This is a genomic window from Bradyrhizobium sp. LTSPM299, assembly GCF_000938235.1.
In the GTDB taxonomy this organism is placed as follows: domain Bacteria; phylum Pseudomonadota; class Alphaproteobacteria; order Rhizobiales; family Xanthobacteraceae; genus Bradyrhizobium.
Map to the genome: position 1 here is coordinate 345,880 of NZ_JYMU01000049.1, position 18,141 is coordinate 364,020.

Here is an 18,141-nt window from a genome sequence, read left to right on the forward strand (position 1 = left end):
ACAGGGTTACTACGGCCCGATATCCGCTGTTGAAGCGGCATACGGTCGTGCTATGACCGCGCCCGCAACCAACGACCGGTATGGATCATGTCGAAGCAGTCGATGCGCGAGGAGGCCGAACGCCTGATCCGCGAGACCATGGAAAAGCGGAACCTCGTCGTCAAGCACGGCGCGACCCGGATCGAGGCGGTCTGCGGCAAATGCGGTGCGCCGAACCGGCTGCAAGCGGACAGGGGCGAAACTCGCGTCAAATACGTCTGCAAGCAGTGCGGCCACAAGCAGGAAACGCTGTGAGCTTGTAGGGTGGGCAAAGCGCAAGCGTGCCCACCACCCGCGGCGTGCTCTTGATGGTGGGCACGCGGAGCCTGTCATCGGGCGCGCATTCGCGCGACCCGGTGGCTTTGCCCACCCTACGAATTGCGCGATTACTTGAAGACTTCGCACACCGTGACGTGATCCGGCGTGATCTGGGCTGCATTCCGCAGCGAGACGCGGCGCCACCAGGCATCCAGTGCATGGCGGTCGCAGGCGAGCTTCACGCTCATGCCGCCGGCGAATGTGATCCAGTCCGCAAAGCTCTTGCGTGACACCGCGATGACGACGGGAATGTCGGCGTCGAGGGCGCGTTCGATCAGGTACGCGAGCCCCTTGCCGTCGCGCTCGCGCTTGCCGAAGCGGTTCACGATCAGAATGTCGGCGCCGGCTTCCAGCGCACCGGCGACGCGGGTGCCCGCGTCCTGCAGTCGCGCCAAATCGAGCTTGCAGCCGGCTGCGCCGGGGACGGGGTCCTGCGCCAGTAGCAGCGTTTCACCGCTATGAACCAGCACGGCCGACAGGCTGGAATCGGCGCATTGTCCGGCCTGCACCATGCCGATGGCCCGGAAGCCCTGCGCATTCAGCTCAGCGGCGAAGTCGCGCAGCACCGCGTCGGGATCATCGTGGTCGTCGTAGACCAGGGCGGCAAGGTCGCATTGGGCGTCGAACATCGAGCGTCTCTGTTCGTGGTGGGCGGGGGAGCGACCGCGGCGCAATTGCGCCGCGATCGCAAGTATCAGGATCAGGCGGCCGGCGGGCCGTTGATGATCTGCAGCTGGGTGAACTCCGCGAGGCCTTCCTCGGCGAACTCGGTCCCGATGCCTGACTGCTTGGAGCCGCCGAACGGGATGTTCGGCGCCATGTCGAGGTGCTTGTTGATCCAGACCGTGCCGGCCTCGATCTGGGTCGCGACCGCGTGCGCGCGCTCGATGTTGGACGACCACACCGATGCGCCGAGGCCGTAATTGGTCGCGTTGGCGCGGCGGATCACGTCATCCTTGTCGGAGTATTTAATCACAGGCAGAACGGGACCGAATTGCTCCTCGTCGACCAGCTTGGAGCCTTCCTTGATGTCGCGCACGATGGTCGGCTCGATGAAGTAGCCGGGACGGTCCATCGCGGAGCCGCCGGCGATCACGTTGCCGTTCTTGCGGGCATCGTCGAGGAACGCCTTCACCTTTTCGTACTGCATCTTGTTCTGCAGCGGCCCGAGCTTGGTGCCCTGCTTGGCACCATCGTCGACCACCGTGTTCTTGGCGATCGCGACCAGCTCGTTGCAGATTTCGTCATACACGGACTCGTGCACATAGAGCCGCTTGATGGCGAGGCAGACCTGGCCGGAGTTCTGGAACGCGCCTTCGAAGATGCCGGGTGCGACCTTCTTCGGATCGACGTCGTCGAGCACGATGCCGGCATCGTTGCCGCCGAGCTCCAGCGTGATCCGCTTCAGGGTCTGCGCCGCGCTCGCCATCACCTTCTGGCCCGTCGCCGTCGAACCGGTGAAGGAGATCTTGCGGATATCCGGGTGCTTGGTCATGTGATCGCCGAGGTCGTTGGCGTCGGCGATGAAGTTCAGCACGCCCTTCGGCAGCACGTCCTTGACCAATTCTGCAAACCGCAGCGATGCCAGCGGCGTGGTAGGAGCAGGCTTCACCACCAGCGTGTTGCCGGCGAGCAGCGCCGACGGCAGCTTGAACGCGAGGATCAGCAGCGGATAGTTCCAGGGAATGATCGCGCCGACCACGCCGAGCGGGCGGCGATAGGCCTCGACCTTGCGGTCGCCGGAATTCTCGATCACGCGCATCGGCAGGTCGAGCGAGCCGAGATAGCGGAAGAAGCCGGCCATGCCCATGACTTCGCCGGTGGCGTCGGCCAGCGGCTTGCCCTGTTCGCTGGTCAGGATGTGGGCGAGCTCGTTCACATTGGCTTCGATCACCTCAGCCATCTTGACGATGAGCTTGCGACGCTCCTCGATCGGGGTGACGGCCCATGCCGGGAAGGCAGCCTTGGCCGCAGCAACAGCCGTGTCGAGCTGTTCCTTGGAAGCGCGCGGGCATTGCGCCACCACCTCTTCGGTCGCCGGATTGAGGACTGGCATGGTCTGGTCGCCCGGTACCATCTTGCCGTCGATGAGAAGTTTGTAATCACTCATAGGCTTCGCTCTCCCTGGGTCGGCGGACCCTTCGCGGGTCTCGCTATATCCTGCCATATATCACGTCTGCGGTGGGGGAGCCACGGCCTATTAACTTCACGGCTGGACGCGCGCCACCGGACCGATATATTCTATGGAATATAACGAAGATATGATCCGGAGTACCGCTATGCAGATCGAGACCCAGGAACTCACCACCTGCGAAATCGCGTCCGACGGCTGCGCGATTTCGCTGGGGTTCGTCGACGGCAAGGGTGAACCCGCGACGATCCGGCTGTCGATCAACCAGGTCGGCGCGCTGGTCATGACCTTGCCCGGGCTCATCAGCAAGGCGCTGCAGACCCGCTTCGGCGATCAGAGCCTGCGCTACGCCTATCCGCTGGATTCATGGGTGATCGAGCAGTCGAGCGATCCGACCCAGGGCATGATGACGCTCAAGACCACCGACGGCTTCAGCGTCTGCTTCTCGATCCCGCGTGCCCAGCAGAACGAACTCGGCGAGGCGCTGGTGGCGCAGCCTGCGACGCAGGTGCGGGTGCGCGCGAATTAGGTCGCGGATCGGAGTGACATCCAGGTCAATTTCATCCATCGTCATTCCCCGGTGCGCAATTGCGCACCTTAGGGCGCGCGAAGCGCGAGCCCGGAATCCATTGGGCCGCACGCGTTGCTGTGAAATGGATTCCGGGCTCAGCCCTTCGGGCTGCCCCGGAATGACAGCAATTGGAATCGCTCGATGCGCACACTCCTGTTGGCCCTCATGATCGCACTTTCGTCCTCGGCTCAGGCGGCTGAACTCAAGGTGATGGCAGCGGGAAGCCTGAAGGAGGCCTTCACCGCGATGTTCGCCGATTTCAGCAAGCAGTACGGCCACACCTTCGCGCCCGTCTTTGGGCCCTCGGGAGGCCTGCGTGAACGATTGCAGAAGGGCGAGGCGTTCGACGTGTTCGCCTCCGCCGCGCTGCCGCATGCGCAAGTCCTGACCGATACGGGTATCTCCGGCCCAAGCATGCTGTTCACGAAGAATGCGATGTGCGTCGTGGCGGCAGCCGACCGTGCGCTCGACACCGGAAGTCTTGTCGAGACGATGCTCAAGCCCGACATCAAGATTGCGACATCGACGCCGGTCTCCGATCCGTCGGGCGACTACACCTGGGAGATGTTCCACAAGGTGGACGCGATGCATGCCGGCGCGTTCGAGACATTGTCGAAGAAGGCGCACCAGCTGCTCGGCGGACCCACCACCACGATGACCATCAAGGAACTGCTCGCTGCGATCGACCAGCACCAGATCGATCTCCTGGTCTATTACTGCTCGGGCGCGCAACAGATCGTGCGCGACTCCGCAAAATACAAGTCGATCTCGCTGCCGCCGGAGCTGGTGGTCGGTCCCGAATACGGCCTGACCGTCTCGCGCCAGGCGCCGGCCGGCGCCGCCGATTTCGCGATGTATCTGATGTCGCCGCAGGGACAGGCGACGCTGAAGAGTTTCGGGTTCATCCCGGTCACGCTGCCGGCCGGGCCGTAGGTTTTGTAGGGTGGGCAAAGCGAAGCGTGCCCACCATTCCCGGCGTGCTCGTGATGGTGGGCACGCTTGCGCTTTGCCCACCCTACGCGAGACGAAATCCTACTTCCCCTCCACGAATGCCGCGAAAGCATCGCCGTAATCCGGATGCCAGCGCGACAGCGGCGGGCGGTTCTCGACGATATCGCCGGCGGCCCAGAGGATGCGGCGTTCGTCGAGCGCGCGCGGTACGTCATTGTCGGGGCAGAGGATATAGAAATCGCCGGCATCGAGGCGCGCGACCAAGAAGTCGACGGTCTGCTCCGCGGTCCAGGCGGCGGCCGGCTTCTCGGTGCGGCCGTGTGCGGTGAGGCCAGTGAACACGAAACCCGGGATCAGCAGATGTGCTGATATCTTGCAGCCGTCGGTGTTGCGCAGCTCGTGCTGCAGCGCTTCGGTGAAGGCCTTCACGCCGGCCTTAGAGACGTTGTAGGCGGGATCGCCTGGCGGCGTAGTGATGCCCTGTTTGGAGCCGGTGTTGATGATCAGCCCCGACCGTCCCCGCTTGATCATGTTTGATACGAAGGCCTGGGTGCCGTTGATGACGCCCCACAGATTGACGGCGAGGATGCGCTGCCAGTTGTCTGATGGCCCGAACATAGTGCTGCCCGGCTGAATGCCGGCATTGTTCATCAGGATATCGGTGCCGCCGAATCGTTTCGCGACCGCGGCCTCGAGGCCTGCCACCTCGTCCGCGCGGCTGACATCGACCGCTGATGTCATGATGTCGGCCGCGCCGCCGGGCGCCGCAGATGACAGTTTTGTCTCGGCCTCCTTCAGCCTGTCGGCGCCGAGATCGGCGATGCAGACTTTCATGCCGGCTTTCGCAAACGTCATCGCGGCGGCAAGCCCGATGCCGGACGCGCCTCCGGTGATCACGGCAACATGATGTGATGACATCGCGGGATGGGGCATCGGAGGTCTCCGGGCAGATTGTGGCGAGCTTGTCCTCTAGGCTAGCACAGGACGCGCAGCATGCACGCGCGCGCATGGGAGGTCTTCATGCGCGCCGTCCTCATCAACGGCCGCTCGGCTTTACGGTTTCGCGCCGGCGCTGTAGAATCCAGGATATAACGCTTTCAAAGACCCCAGCCGACATTCAGGGAGTGCAAACATGGCTGTTTCGCAGGCAATTCCGATCACGCGCCATCCTTATGCCGATGGCTCCTACAAGAAGATGCTGATCGACGGCAAATGGGTCGACGCCGCCTCCGGCAAGAAGTTCCAGACCCACAATCCGGCCACCGGCGAACTGCTCGCGACCGTCGCCGAGGGCGATGCCGAGGACATCAACAGTGCGGTTGCGGCTGCGCGCCGCGCCTTCGAGGGCCCGTGGAGCAAGGTCAGGCCGTATGAGCGGCAGAGCCTGCTGCTCAAGCTCGCCGACCTCGTCGAAGCCAATTTCGAGGAGCTGTCCCAGCTCGACACGCTCGACATGGGCGCGCCGATCAGCCGCACCCGCGGCAACAAGCTCCGCTCGCTCGGCATGCTGCGCTACTACGCCGGCCAGGCGACCGCGATCCATGGCGAGACCATCGAGAACTCGCTGCCCGGCGAGATCTTCTCCTACACGCTGAAGGAGCCGATCGGCGTGGTCGGCGCCATCATCCCGTGGAACGGTCCGTTGACCGCCTCGATCTGGAAGATCGGCCCTGCGATCGCGACCGGCTGCACTGTGGTGCTGAAGCCGGCCGAGGAATCGCCCCTGACCTCGCTGCGGCTCGCAGAGCTCTGCATGGAAGCCGGTATTCCGCCCGGCGTCGTCAACGTCGTGCCCGGCTATGGCGAGACCGCGGGCGCGGCGCTGGCCTCGCATCACGATGTCGACAAGGTCGCCTTCACCGGCTCGCATGTCACGGGACAGTCGATCATCCGCGCCTCGGCCGGCAACCTCAAGCGCGTCTCGCTCGAGCTCGGCGGCAAGTCGCCCGACATCGTGTTCGCCGATGCCGATCTCGATGCGGCGGTGCCGGGTGCGGCGATGGCGGTGTTCGCCAACTCTGGCCAGATCTGCAGCGCCGGCACGCGGCTGTTTGTCGAGCAGAAGGTCTATGACGAATTCGTCGGTCGCGTCGCCGAGTTCGGCAAGAAGCTGCAGGTCGGCAACGGCCTCGACCCCAACACCCAGATCGGGCCGCTGGTGTCGAAGGATCAGCTCGATCGCGTCTCCGGCTATCTCGAGCTCGGCCAGAAGGAAGGTGCCAAGGCGCTTGCCGGTGGCGGCCGCCTCACCGAGGGCGCGCTGTCGAAGGGCTACTTCGTGCAGCCGACCGTGTTTGCCAATGTGCAGGACAACATGCGCATCGCGCAGGAGGAGATCTTTGGACCGGTCATCTCGGCGATCTCGTTCAAGGATTCGGACGAACTGATCAAGCGCGCCAATGCCACCACCTTCGGCCTCGGCTCGGGCGTCTGGACCAGCAATGTCAGCAAAGCGCACCAGGTCGCCAAGGCGCTGCGCGCCGGCTCGGTCTGGGTCAATTGCTACCAGGCGATGGACCCGGCAGTGCCGTTCGGCGGCTACAAGATGAGCGGCTACGGCCGCGAATCCGGCAAGCAGCATGTCGAGGAGTATCTCAACGTCAAGGCCGTCTGGATCAAGACGGGCTAGTTGCTCGGCTGCTTCTCTTCACCTCTCCCCGCCTGCGGGGAGAGGTCGGATTGCGCAGCAATCCGGGTGAGGGGGTACAGGTCCCAACATTCGGCGCGCTCGCGGAGGGGAGCCCTCGCCCCAACGTTTGCGCGATTTCGGAATATTAGAATAATATCCCTGAGTTGCCCGACGTGTCAAGTTGCCGTTGCCTGGTCGAACGCCGGCCGCCGCCGGCTACTTTGCATGGGGTTGTTTTCGATATTTTGGCAAGGCGCCCCTGCGACGGCCGCCGCCTTTGTGCTTTCACCGCCCCGCAGCCCGCTTCGGCTTGCCGATATCGCTGCTCAGCGCCTCGAGGTCCTTGCGCACGGCGGTTGCGGCGTCGCGCTCGATCTTGCGGTAGCGCGCCACCAGCGAGAGGCCGAACGGGGTCAGCACCGCGCCGCCGCCATTCTTGCCGCCGGTTTGCCGCGCCACCGCCGCCTGCCGGCAGATGCGGTTGATCTCGTCGACCAGGTCCCAGGCACGCTTGTAACTCATGTCCATGGCGCGGCCGGCAGCCGAGATCGAGCCGCATTCCCGGATGTTCTCCAGGAGCTGGATCTTGCCCGGCCCGATCCTGCCCTCGGCATCAAGATCGATGCGGACGCTCAGGGAAGGGAGGAATGTGGCGCTCGGTTTCGACATGGCAAGCCTGCTAGTCTCCTCAGTAGATTGCCACTACAGGCTTTTGCGAACAAGATGAACCCGTTAGATAACGGGAAATCGTACAGGAATATCTGGGGCAGGCATGAATCCTCCGTCGCTGTTTTCTCCTCTGCAAATCGGTCCCTACCAGCTCAAGCACCGCGTCGTGTTGGCGCCGCTGACGCGGATGCGGGCGGCGCGGCCGAGCCTCGCGCCGCGGTCGCTGAACGCCGAATATTACGCGCAGCGTGCCACGCCGGGCGGGTTGCTCATCGCTGAGGCCTCGCCGGTGGTCGCGACCGGCTTTGGCAATCCCGGCGTCCCCGGCGTCTATAGCGAGGCGCAGATCGCGGGCTGGCGCGAGGTGGTCGATGCCGTGCACGCCAAGGGCGGCATCATCTTCCTGCAGCTCTGGCACGTCGGCCGTGTCTCGCATTCCTCGTTCCAGCCCGGCGGCTCGCTACCGGTTTCGTCATCGGCGGTGGCGATCTCCTCCGAATTCAAGGCGATGACGGCCGACGGCAAGGTGGTCGACTACGAGACGCCGCGTGCGCTCGAGACCAGCGAGGTCGCTGCGATGGTTGAGGCCTATCGCCAGGGAGCGAAGAACGCATTGGCCGCCGGCTTCGACGGCGTCGAGATTCACGGCGCCAATGGCTATCTGGTCGAGCAGTTCCTGCAGTCGCGCAGCAATTTGCGCACCGACCAATATGGCGGATCGATCGACAACCGCGTCCGCTTCCTGTTGGAGGTGACGCAGGCCGCGATCGACGTCTGGGGCGCCAACCGCGTCGGGGTGCGGCTGTCGCCCTACGGCATCGCCAATGGCAGCGGCGAGGCAGACCCGATGCCGCTCTATAGCCACGCCATCACAGCGCTGGACAAGCTCGGGCTCGCCTATCTGCATTTCATCGAGCCGCGCGCCTCCGGCACGGGGCGTGCCGAGGTCAATTGGCAGAATGTGCCGTCCGCGATGGTGCTGTACCGCCCGCTCTGGAGCGGCGTGTTGTTGACCGCCGGCAACTTTGTCGGCGAAAGCGCCTCGAGCGCGATCGCGGAAGGCCACGCCGACGCCATCGCCTTCGGCCGCTACTTCATCTCCAACCCGGATCTGCCGCGCCGCCTGCAGCGTGGCTATCCGCTGACGCCCTACAACCGCGCGACCTTCTATGGCGGCGAGGAAAAGGGGTATACGGATTATCCCGCGCACGATGAATTGGCGCAGGCCTGACTGTCGCCGTCATTGCGAGCGGAGCGATGCAATCCATCTCTCCGCACGCGCGGATGGATGGATTGCTTCGTCGCTTTCGCTCCTCGCAATGACGGATAGCAAGGAGACCCCGATGTTTCCGGACGACGAGGAATTCACGCCGACGAAAAAGCCAAAACCCGTCGCGCTCGCAAAGCCCGCCGCGGGGCAATGCCTGTGCGGCAAGGTGCGCTTCGAGATTGACGTGCCGGCGCGCTGGGCCTGGCACGATCACACACCGGCGAGCCGCCGCGCGCATGGCGCGGCCTATGCGACCTATGTCGGAAGCTGGCGCAAGCGCTTTCGCATCACGAAGGGCGCAAGCGACCTCTCGCGTTATGAGGATGCTGCGACCAGGACCGCGCGGAGCTTCTGCTCCAGCTGTGGCACGCCGATCATTTACGAGCGCCCGCGCTCGCCGCACATGGTCAACATTCCCCGCGCGCTGTTCTCGGGCCGCACCGGCCGCCAGCCGCTCTATCACATCGCGATCGAGGAGCTGCAGGAATGGGCCTACACCGGCGAGCCGCTGGTGCCGCTGAAGGGCTATCCCGGCGTGGTCTGGCAGCGCTCGAAAAAGAAGAAGCGCAGTGATCGCGAGGGAATGGTCTGAGCCATCTCACTTTGCGTCCTTCAGCCCCGCGAAGGCCTGATCGAGCTTTTGCGATGCCGTTACGAGTTTGGCCCGTGTCGCGTCGAGCCAGGCGTTGTCGGCTGCGAGATGGTCCCTGGCAGCGGCCAGCATGCGCGCCACTTCGTCGGCCTGCGGCCCACCGAGGCCCTTGCTCGAGTTCACCATGTTCTCCGGTGTCAGCGCGCGACGAAATTGCTCTTCGGAGAGCGGCAGTTTTGCGTCGACCTTCGCCGTCGCAGCGACCTCGGCATAGATGCGTTGTGCTTCGGCGAACGGAATCTGGCTCGCGCGCAGCCGATGGCCGCGGCCGTAATTGACCAGTTCGGACGCGAAGTGGTGACCGATCCGGAACGGCACGTCGGCCTCGCGCTGCAACGTATCGGCGAGTTCGGTCGTGGTCGAGTAATCGCTGTTGACCTCGTCGAGCGCGCGTTCGGGACGGAAGCGCATGGTGCGAATCACGGCATCGCCATGGGCGAACAGCGCGGCCATATCGCGCAGCAGCGCGTTGGGATATTCATGAGGATTGCCGAAATCCTTGTAGTCGCTCATGCCCGGCTCGACATTGTGCGCGATGAAGGTGAAGGTCGTGGCCTCGCCGATCAGGGTGCTGGCCTCGGCGCGCAGCCGCACCAGCCCGCTCGGATTGCGCTTCTGCGGCATGATGCTGCTGACGCCAGTCTCGGCGCCCTCGGTCAGCAGGATCCACGGCTCGGTCTGGGCGTATTGCGCGGTGATGTCGGCGATCAGCGCGCCGAGCGTCAACGAGCCTGATGTCGCGAGCCCCGCCAGTTCGGCGCCGCCATCGATCGGCGAGATCTGGTTGGCGTCGAGCGAATTCTCCGCCACGGTATCGAAGCCGAGCAGCTCCGCGAGCCGCGGTCGATCGACCGGGAAGCTCGACGTGCCAAGTGCTGCCGCACCGAGCGGCGACTGGTTGAGGCGCACATACGCTTCGCGCATCCGCGTGGCCTGGCGCTCGAACGCGGCCGCATAGGCCGAGAGATAATGGCCGAAGGTGATCGGCTGTGCCTGCACGCCCCAGGTATAGGCCGGGATAATCGCGTTCGGTGCTTGCGCTGCGAGCGTCAGCAGCGCGTCGCGCATGCCGTTGAGCTTCTCGAACGAAGCAAGGAAATCGTCACGCGTGATCAGCCGCTGGGTGGTCGAGCCGATATCCTGGCGGCTGCGCCCGGAGTGAAGGCGGCTGATATCGGCACCGCCGGCGGCGATCAAATAGTGTTCCACGTTCAGGTAATCGCCCGATCGCGCTGCGCCGGGCTGGTCGCCCGCAGTATCGACACTGACGATGGCGTCGTGGATCTTCGCGGCCAACGGCTTCGGAACGATCCTGCGCTCGGCGATCATGACCGCCGAGGCGCGATTGATCTGCGACATCCAGTAGAAGCGGTCGCGCGGGGCGGCAAGGGAGGCGTCGGGCTGGACGATCATGAGGACAATTCCGGCGATGATGGACATGTAACGATACGGCAACGAGGCCTCCCAAGGATCCTGATCTGCGCCCGCGACGCGGGATTTTTGCAGAGCCTATCATGGCCACGGGCATGGCAACGCGCGTGAGGCGCGCGCCTGCGGAATGCAGCCATGACCGCCTGCTCGATTGCTCCTGCCGCGCAAGTTTGGTCATGTGCCGCATCCCGTCGGCCAACGCGCCCGCGGCTCCGGAGGAGACATGAAGAATCGCATTACCGGCCGCTCGGCATTCTTGGCGCTGTTGAAGGACGAGGGCATCACGCATCTGTTCGGCAATCCCGGCACCACCGAATTGCCGATCATGCACGCGCTAAAGGATCACCGCGATCTCACCTATGTGATGGCGATGCAGGAGAGCCTGGTCGTCGCGATGGCCGACGGTTTCAGCCGCGCCTCGGGCAAGCTGGTTGCCTGCAACGTCCATGTTGCGCCGGGCCTCGGCAACGCGATGGGCTCGCTCTACAACGCAAGCTTCACCGGCACGCCGCTGATCCTTACCGCAGGCCAGCAGGAGCAGGGCCACGGCCTGACCGAGCCGGTGCTCTATGGTCCGCTGGTGCAGATGGCAACGCCCTTGGTGAAATGGGCGGTCGAGGTGACGCGCCTCGAAGACCTGCCGCGGATCGTGCGCCGCGCCGCCAAGATCGCGACCACGCCGCCGACCGGACCGGTCTTCATCTCGCTGCCCGGTGATATCCTCAATGCCGAGGCCGGCATCGAGCTCGGCCGCTCCACCCGCGTCGATACGCGCGTCAGGCTGTCCGACGACTCGCTGAAGGCGCTGGCGGCGCGCATCTTGAAAGCGGAGCGTCCGGTGATCGTCGTCGGCGACGAGATCGTGAAGAGCGATGCGCTGCGCGAGGCGGCCGAGCTGGCGGAGACGCTGGGTTGCCCGGCCTGGCAATCGCCGACGCCCTATGGCTCGCATTTCCTCTCCGAAAGCCCGTGCTTCATGGGCGCGATCGCGCGCCTGCAGAAGGTCGCCCGCGACGTGCTGGCGCCCTATGATCTCCTGATCGCGCTCGGCGGCGATCCCCTGCGAATGTCTGTCCATAGCGAGGTCGATCCGCTGCCGGACGGCTTGTCCATCGTGCAGGTCGGGCTGGTTGACAGCGATCTCGCCAAGAACTATGGCGCCGAGATCGCGGTCAAGGCCGATGTCAGGGAAACATTGCGCGCGCTGGTGCCGGTGTTGAAGCAAGCCGGCGGCGGTGCACTGGAGACGCGCGCGAAGCAAGGGATCGCGACGCTCGCGACCAAGAACTGGGCGGCGAAGCGCAAGACACTGGTCGAGCAGATTTCGAGGGCCGCCAACACTTCGCCGATCGATCCGGACTGGCTCGCGCTGCAGGTGGTGGAGGCGATGCCCGACAATGCGATCCTGGTCGATGAAGGCCTGACCTCGTCGCGCCAGATGCTGGCGCTGCGCCCGCACCGCGACCGCTATGCCTATCACGCGCTGGCCTCCGGCGGCATCGGCTGGGGCCTGCCGGCGTCTGTCGGCGTTAGCCTCGCCAATCCGGCCCGTCCGGTGGTCTGCTATTCCGGCGATGGCTCGTCGATGTATTCGATCCAGTCGCTGTGGACCGCGGCCAACCACAAGCTGCCGCTGACCTTCGTCATCGTCAACAATGGCGGCTACCGCATCATCAAGCAGCGCCTGCTCGCCTTCCACGGCGACGACAATTATGTCGGCATGGATTTCATCGATCCGCCGGTGGATTTCACTGGCATCGCAAGGTCGCTGGGGCTGGAGGCGATCAAGGTCACCGACCCGCGGGAGCTGAAGGGCGTCATGAAGTCTGCGTTCAGTCGGCCAGGCGCGAAGCTGATCGAGGTCGTGGTGAGCAATTCGGTGAATTGAGCGCTGAATTGTAGGGTGGGCAAAGCCAACGGGCCGCGCGAATGCGCGCCCGATGACAGGCTCCGCGTGCCCACCATCACGAGCACAATGTGGATGGTGGGCACAGCGCTTCGCGCCTTTGCCCACGCTACGCAGTTTACTCCGCCGCCCGCGGCTTGACCCGATGCCGCCCCGCCGGATGCGTCGCATCGAGCCTTGCGCACCCTGCACCGAACAGCTTCTCCCGCAGCGTACCCTTGGCATACTCACTCTTGTAACGGCCCCGCTTGGTCAGCTCCGGCACCAGCATGTCGGCGATATCCTCGAAATCGCCCGGCGAAATCGCGAATGCGACGTTGAGGCCGTCGACGTCGGTCTCCTCGAACCATTGCTCGATCTTGTCGGCGACCTGCTCAGGCGAGCCGACGATGACAGGACCGGCGCCGCCGATGCCGACATGTTCGGCGACCTCGCGCACGGTCCAGATACGATCGGGATCGGCGCGGGTGACGTTGTCCAGCGCGGAGCGGCCGGCGTCGTTCTGGACGTGGCGCACCTCCTGGTCGAGCGAATAGGTCGAGAAGTCGACGCCGGTCCAGCCCGACATCAGCGCCAGCGCGCCCTCGTGGCTGACATGGCTGCGATACTCCGCGTATTTCGCCTTGGCTTCCGCTTCGGTCGGAGCGACCACGATGCACATCATCGAGAACATCAGGATCTCGGCCGGGTTGCGGCCCTTCGCGGCAGCAAGCTCGCGGATCGCCGACACGCGCGGGCCGATGATTTTCGACGAGGGCCCCGACATGAACACGCATTCGGCATGCTCGGCCGCGAATTGCCGGCCGCGCGGCGAGGTGCCGGCCTGGTAGAGCACCGGCGTGCGCTGTGGCGACGGCTCCGAGAGATGGATCGCATTGAGCCGGTAGTTGGTGCCCTCGTGGCGCACCGGATGCACCTTCTTTGGGTCCGTGAAGATGCCGCGCGCGACATCGCGGATCGCGGCATCGTCCTCCCAGCTGCTCTCCCAGAGCTTGTAGACCAGCTCCATATACTCGTCTGCGAGCTCGTAACGGTCGTCATGCGCGGTCTGCTTGTCCTTGCCGGCGCCGCGCGCCGCCGAATCGAGATAGCCGGTGACGACGTTCCAGCCGACGCGGCCGCCGGTCAGATGGTCGAGCGTCGACATCCGCCGCGCAAACGGGTAGGGCGGCTCGAACGAGAGATTGCTGGTGACGCCGAAGCCGAGATTTTCGGTCACGGCGGCCATCGCGGGGATCAGCATCAAGGGCTCGTTGGCCGGGGTCTGCGCCGCATTGCGCAGCGCCGCGTCGGGCGTGCCGGCATAGACGTCATAGACGCCGAGCACGTCGGCGAGGAACAGCCCGTCGAACCGGCCGCGCTCAAGCGTCTTGGCGAGATCGATCCAATAGGACAGCTTGTTGTAGTCCTTGGTGCGGTCGCGCGGATGGGTCCACAGCCCCGGCGACTGATGCGCCACGCAGTTCATGGCAAAGGCGTTGAGCCGAATCTGTTTTGTCATTGTCGAAGCCTGATCGTGCATTGGATGCCCGGTCGGATATCGGGCGTTCGCGCCGAACTTGTTGCGACTTCCCATGTTTTGGCAAGGCCCAATCGCGTTTGGTGCCCTTCCGGTCGCGATCCGATCCCGATAGGTTGGCCGCCTCCGAAGCGTACTTCCAAAAGGGACAATCATGGCGACACGAGCCGACGCAATCGCTGTTGTGCGAGAGCATTTTCAATCGGGGCAGTTCCTGAAGGAGCTGAACGCCAGGGTCGGCTACCAGACCGAGAGCCTGAACGCCGATAAGGGCGATGCGCTGCGGGCCTATCTGGTCGAGAACCTGCAACCGGCCTTCGCCGAGCTCGATTTCAAGACCCGGCTGATCGAATCGCCGACCGGCCGCGGGCCCTATCTGATCGCCGACTACCAGGAAGATTCCTCACGGCCGACCGTGCTGACCTACGGTCACGGCGACGTCGTCGACGGCATGGTCGGCGAATGGCGCGACGGCCTCAATCCCTGGCAGACCACGGTCAAGGGCGATCGGGTCTATGGCCGCGGCACCGCCGACAACAAGGGCCAGCACTCGATCAATATGGCCGCGCTCCGTGCGGTGAAGCAGGCGCGCGGCGGCAAGCTCGGCTTCAATTCCAAATTTATCATCGAGACCGGCGAGGAGATCGGTTCGCCCGATTTGCGCGAGGTCTGCGAGGCCCACCGCGAGGAGCTGAAGGCTGATTTGTTCCTGGCCTCCGACGGGCCGCGGCTCTCGGCGGAGCGGCCGACCATCTTCCTCGGCTGCCGCGGTGGCAACCGCATCCATCTCGACGTCAATCTGCGCGAAGGCGGCAATCATTCCGGCAATTGGGGCGGCGTGCTCGCCAATCCGGCCACGATCCTGGTCAACGCGATCGCGAGCCTGGTCGACGGCAAGGGCCGCATGAAGCTCGATATCCTCAAACCGCCGCCGATCTCCAACCGCGTCCGCGCCGCGCTGGCCGACGTCAAGATCGAGCCTACGGCGGACGAACCTCAGCTCGCGGAGGATTGGGGCGAGGAGGGCCTGACGCCAGCCGAGCGGCTCTATGCCTGGAACACGCTTGAAGTGCTGGCGATGTCGTCAGGCAATATCGACAAGCCGGCCAACGCGATTCCGGGAAAAGCCAGCGCCGTGCTGCAGCTCCGCTTCGTCGTCGGCACAAGGCATCTTGAAGTGATCGATGCGGTGCGCGCTCATCTGCACGCGAACGGCTTTCCGATGGTCGAGGTCTCGGGCACGCAGCGCTTTGGTGCCTCGCGTACCGACATGGACAGCCCCTGGATCGAGTGGGCGGCGACGTCGATCCGCACAACGACCGGCAAGGCGCCCGCGGTGCTGCCGAATTTCGGCGGTTCGCTGCCGAACGACGTGTTCTCCGAGGGTCTGGGGCTACCGACGATCTGGGTGCCGCATTCCTATCCGGGCTGCTCGCAGCACGCTCCCGACGAGCACATCCTGCTGCCGGTGACCGAGGAGGCGCTGACCATCATGGCCGGCCTGTTCTGGGATTTGGGCGAGACACCGCGGAAGTGACGCACGCCGTCGTGCGAAGCAAAGACTGGATAGGCTCCCTCGCCCCGCTCTTGCGGAGAGAGGGTGGGGTGAGGGGCTTCTCTCAACGTACGAGCTGTTGGTGAGACCTGTACCCCCTCACCCGGATTGCATCTAACGATGCAATCCGACCTCTCCCCGCAGGCGGGGCGAGGTGAAGAGAAACAGCGAGCTTGAAAGCCTGAGATCGCCAAGGAATTTCGATGACACTACCTACGCCGCTCAACTTCGGGGCCGACGTCGCCAAAGAGCATTACCCGCCTCATCGTCGCGACCTCGATCGGCAATGCGCTCGAATGGTACGACATCTCGATCTATGCCTATTTCGCGGTCTACCTCTCCAAGGCGTTCTTCCCGGCCAATGATCCGACCACCTCGTTGCTGCTGACTTTCGGCAGTTTCGGCCTGTCGTTCCTGGTCCGCCCGATCGGCGGCATCATGCTCGGCGCCTATGCCGACCGCCACGGCCGCAAGGCCTCGCTGATGGCCTCGATCGTGCTGATGACCGCAGGCACGCTGGTCCTTGCATTGATGCCGACCTATGCCAGCATCGGCATCCTCGCGCCGATCATGGTCATTCTCGCACGCCTGGTGCAGGGCTTTTCCGCGGGCGGCGAGTTCGGGTCTTCGACCGCGTTCCTGGTCGAGCACATGCCGGAGCGGCGCGGTTTTGTGGCGAGCTGGCAGTTCGCAAGCCAGGGCGTCAGCGGATTGCTCGGGGCAGGCTTCGGCGCGCTGCTGACGTCGCTGATGAGCCCGGAGGATTTACAGTCCTGGGGCTGGCGGCTGCCGTTCCTGTTCGGCGTCTTGATCGGCCCGGTCGGCATCTACATCCGCAACCATGTCGAGGACGCGACACCGCCGCCTGCGGGGGAACAGGAATCGCCGGTCAGGCAGGTGTTCGCGCGGCAGAAGCTCGCCACGATCCTCGCCATTGGTGCGCTCGCGGTGTCGACTGCGGTCAACTATTTGATCGTCTACATGCCGACCTATGTGGTGAAGACGCTGAGCCTGCCGCCGACGGTCGGATTCGTCGCCGCGTTCGCCGCGCAAAGCGCGGTCGCGCTGCTGGCGCCGATCGCCGGCATCGTCTCCGACAGGATCGGACGCACCACGCACATGATCCTGTTTGGCGTGCTGCTGCTGGTCTCGATCTTTCCGGCCTTCCTGCTGCTCACGGGCAGGCCGACGCCGACGATCATCCTGCTCGGCGTGCTCTGGCTCGGAATCCTCAAGTCGCTCTATTACGGGCCGCTTGCCGCGCTGATGTCTGAGCTGTTCCCGCCGGCGACGCGCGCCACCGGGCTCGGCCTCAGCTACAATATCGGCGTCACATTGTTCGGCGGCATGGGGCCGGCGATCATGACCTGGATGGGCGGCTTCGTGTTGATCGGCGAGCTTGCGCCGGGCTATTACCTCACCGCGGTCGGCATCCTCAGCCTCGCCGCGCTCGTCACGATCCGCCGGATGCGGCTCGCATAGCCGCGTTTCGCCGGATTTCGTGCCACGAAATAATCAAAGCTGATGAAGGTTATTTTGCTGCGGGGCAGCGCGAATAGCTGAAATCAAAGTTTCATCTGACGAAAGTATACGATGTCCCCCGGCCATCAACCGCTTTAGGATGACGGCTGAGTTTGCGACTGAGGGAATGGCATGAACGCGTCCACGACTGCGACCGCACGGGCCGGCCGGAACAAGCCGCTGCCGGAACCGGGCCAGCCCGACAAGTTCAACGCGATCCAGAAGGTCTGCGCGATCCTGCGCGTGCTGGCGCAGCGCTCGCCGCTGCGCCTCACCGACATCGCCGACACCACCTCGCTCAACAAGGCCACCGCGCTGCGCATCCTCAATTCGCTGATCGAGGAGGGGTTTGTCAGCCGGGTCGCCGGGTCCAAGACCTACGAACTTGGCCAGGAGGCGCGGGTGATGGCGGTCGGCGCGCGCCGCTCGGTCGATATCGCCGAACTGGCGCAACCTAGCCTGTTGCGGCTCTCCGAGCGTTCCGCCGACACGGCGTTGCTGTCGGTGCGCTCCGGCGTCGAGGCGCTGTATCTGGCGCGCTCGGTCGGCAGCCATCCGCTGCAGCCAAACTATTTGCAGATCGGCAGCCGCCGTCCGCTCGGCGTCGGTGCCGGCGCGCTGGCGCTGCTGGTCTGGCTGCCGGACGCCGAGATCGAGGCTGTGATCGAGGTGATCGTGCCGCGGCTGGCGAAATCGCCGCGCATCACGCCGAAATTCCTGCGCGAGCGCATCGCGTCGGCGCGCAAGATCGGCCACACCGTGCTGATCGATGCGGCGTTTCCCGGCATGGGCGGCGTCGGCGTTCCCGTTCGCGACGATGCCGGCGAGGTGATCGCCGCGCTCTCGATCGGCGCCGCTTCTGACCGCATCCGCCGCCGCGAGACGGAACTGGCCGACATGCTGAAGAAGGAAGCCCAGGTGCTGGCGCGTGCGGTCGCTCAGGCACCGAACAACGGCCGTGGTGTCAAGGCGGGCTAAA

Annotated in this window: 16 protein-coding genes; 10 read left to right on the forward strand and 6 right to left on the reverse strand. The window is 64.8% G+C overall.

Going from position 1 to position 18,141, the window contains the following annotated elements:
• Positions 1 to 87 precede the first annotated feature (87 nt).
• Positions 88 to 294 (forward strand): zinc ribbon domain-containing protein, encoded by a 207-nt coding sequence (locus tag UP10_RS24870; RefSeq protein ID WP_044589834.1) that lies wholly within the window; start codon positions 88 to 90, stop codon positions 292 to 294.
• Between the two features lie 131 nt (positions 295 to 425).
• On the opposite strand, the gene UP10_RS24875 is transcribed toward UP10_RS24870, so the two are convergent.
• Together UP10_RS24875 and UP10_RS24880 are read right to left on the reverse strand one after the other, a co-directional pair.
• Positions 426 to 986, reverse strand: a complete 561-nt coding sequence (locus UP10_RS24875) for a DUF2478 domain-containing protein (protein ID WP_044589835.1) — start codon at positions 984 to 986, stop codon at positions 426 to 428.
• A gap of 71 nt (positions 987 to 1,057) precedes the next feature.
• Entirely contained in the window at positions 1,058 to 2,467 is a 1,410-nt protein-coding gene (locus tag UP10_RS24880; RefSeq protein WP_044589836.1) for an aldehyde dehydrogenase family protein, read from the reverse strand.
• 169 nt (positions 2,468 to 2,636) lie between these two features.
• Between UP10_RS24880 and UP10_RS24885 the strand changes: the two genes are divergently transcribed.
• Together UP10_RS24885 and UP10_RS24890 are read left to right on the forward strand one after the other, a co-directional pair.
• Positions 2,637 to 3,017 carry a hypothetical protein gene (locus UP10_RS24885; protein ID WP_044589837.1) on the forward strand — a complete coding sequence of 127 codons (381 nt, stop codon included), beginning with the start codon at positions 2,637 to 2,639 and terminating at the stop codon, positions 3,015 to 3,017.
• 183 nt (positions 3,018 to 3,200) lie between these two features.
• Positions 3,201 to 3,992, forward strand: coding sequence for a substrate-binding domain-containing protein (locus tag UP10_RS24890; RefSeq protein ID WP_044589838.1), 792 nt, complete (start codon positions 3,201 to 3,203; stop codon positions 3,990 to 3,992).
• Between the two features lie 99 nt (positions 3,993 to 4,091).
• Here UP10_RS24890 and UP10_RS24895 read toward each other — a convergent pair whose 3' ends face one another.
• Positions 4,092 to 4,943 carry an SDR family NAD(P)-dependent oxidoreductase gene (locus UP10_RS24895; protein WP_044589839.1) on the reverse strand — a complete coding sequence of 284 codons (852 nt, stop codon included), beginning with the start codon at positions 4,941 to 4,943 and terminating at the stop codon, positions 4,092 to 4,094.
• A gap of 199 nt (positions 4,944 to 5,142) precedes the next feature.
• Here UP10_RS24895 and UP10_RS24900 point away from each other — a divergent pair, with 199 nt between their 5' ends.
• Positions 5,143 to 6,639, forward strand: a complete 1,497-nt coding sequence (locus UP10_RS24900; protein ID WP_044589840.1) for an aldehyde dehydrogenase family protein — start codon at positions 5,143 to 5,145, stop codon at positions 6,637 to 6,639.
• A gap of 285 nt (positions 6,640 to 6,924) precedes the next feature.
• Here the strand turns inward: UP10_RS24900 and UP10_RS24905 are convergent, their stop codons facing one another.
• Positions 6,925 to 7,308, reverse strand: coding sequence for a winged helix-turn-helix domain-containing protein (locus tag UP10_RS24905; protein ID WP_044538801.1), 384 nt, complete (start codon positions 7,306 to 7,308; stop codon positions 6,925 to 6,927).
• Between the two features lie 103 nt (positions 7,309 to 7,411).
• On the opposite strand from UP10_RS24905, the gene UP10_RS24910 reads away from it, so the two are divergent.
• Positions 7,412 to 8,539, forward strand: a complete 1,128-nt coding sequence (locus tag UP10_RS24910; RefSeq protein ID WP_044589841.1) for an alkene reductase — start codon at positions 7,412 to 7,414, stop codon at positions 8,537 to 8,539.
• 112 nt (positions 8,540 to 8,651) lie between these two features.
• On the forward strand, positions 8,652 to 9,170 hold the full coding sequence (locus tag UP10_RS24915; protein ID WP_044590106.1) for a GFA family protein: 519 nt from the start codon (positions 8,652 to 8,654) through the stop codon (positions 9,168 to 9,170).
• Between the two features lie 6 nt (positions 9,171 to 9,176).
• On the opposite strand, the gene UP10_RS24920 is transcribed toward UP10_RS24915, so the two are convergent.
• Positions 9,177 to 10,685, reverse strand: coding sequence for an argininosuccinate lyase (locus tag UP10_RS24920; RefSeq protein WP_245321840.1), 1,509 nt, complete (start codon positions 10,683 to 10,685; stop codon positions 9,177 to 9,179).
• 199 nt (positions 10,686 to 10,884) lie between these two features.
• Between UP10_RS24920 and UP10_RS24925 the strand changes: the two genes are divergently transcribed.
• A complete protein-coding gene (locus UP10_RS24925) occupies positions 10,885 to 12,549 on the forward strand; it encodes a thiamine pyrophosphate-binding protein (RefSeq protein ID WP_044590107.1) in 1,665 nt (554 codons plus the stop codon).
• A gap of 136 nt (positions 12,550 to 12,685) precedes the next feature.
• Here UP10_RS24925 and UP10_RS24930 read toward each other — a convergent pair whose 3' ends face one another.
• Complete coding sequence (locus UP10_RS24930) at positions 12,686 to 14,068, reverse strand: LLM class flavin-dependent oxidoreductase (protein WP_044590108.1); 1,383 nt, start codon at positions 14,066 to 14,068, stop codon at positions 12,686 to 12,688.
• 172 nt (positions 14,069 to 14,240) lie between these two features.
• On the opposite strand from UP10_RS24930, the gene UP10_RS24935 reads away from it, so the two are divergent.
• The 3 genes from UP10_RS24935 to UP10_RS24945 all read left to right on the forward strand — a co-directional run bounded on the left by UP10_RS24935 (position 14,241) and on the right by UP10_RS24945 (position 18,140).
• Positions 14,241 to 15,623, forward strand: a complete 1,383-nt coding sequence (locus UP10_RS24935; protein WP_044589843.1) for a M20 family metallopeptidase — start codon at positions 14,241 to 14,243, stop codon at positions 15,621 to 15,623.
• A 270-nt stretch (positions 15,624 to 15,893) separates the two neighbouring features.
• The gene (locus tag UP10_RS24940; protein WP_044589844.1) at positions 15,894 to 17,123 is read left to right on the forward strand and encodes an MFS transporter; all 1,230 of its coding nucleotides are present in this window, start codon (positions 15,894 to 15,896) and stop codon (positions 17,121 to 17,123) included.
• A gap of 171 nt (positions 17,124 to 17,294) precedes the next feature.
• A complete protein-coding gene (locus tag UP10_RS24945) occupies positions 17,295 to 18,140 on the forward strand; it encodes an IclR family transcriptional regulator (protein WP_050043793.1) in 846 nt (281 codons plus the stop codon).
• Position 18,141: the final 1 nt, after the last annotated feature.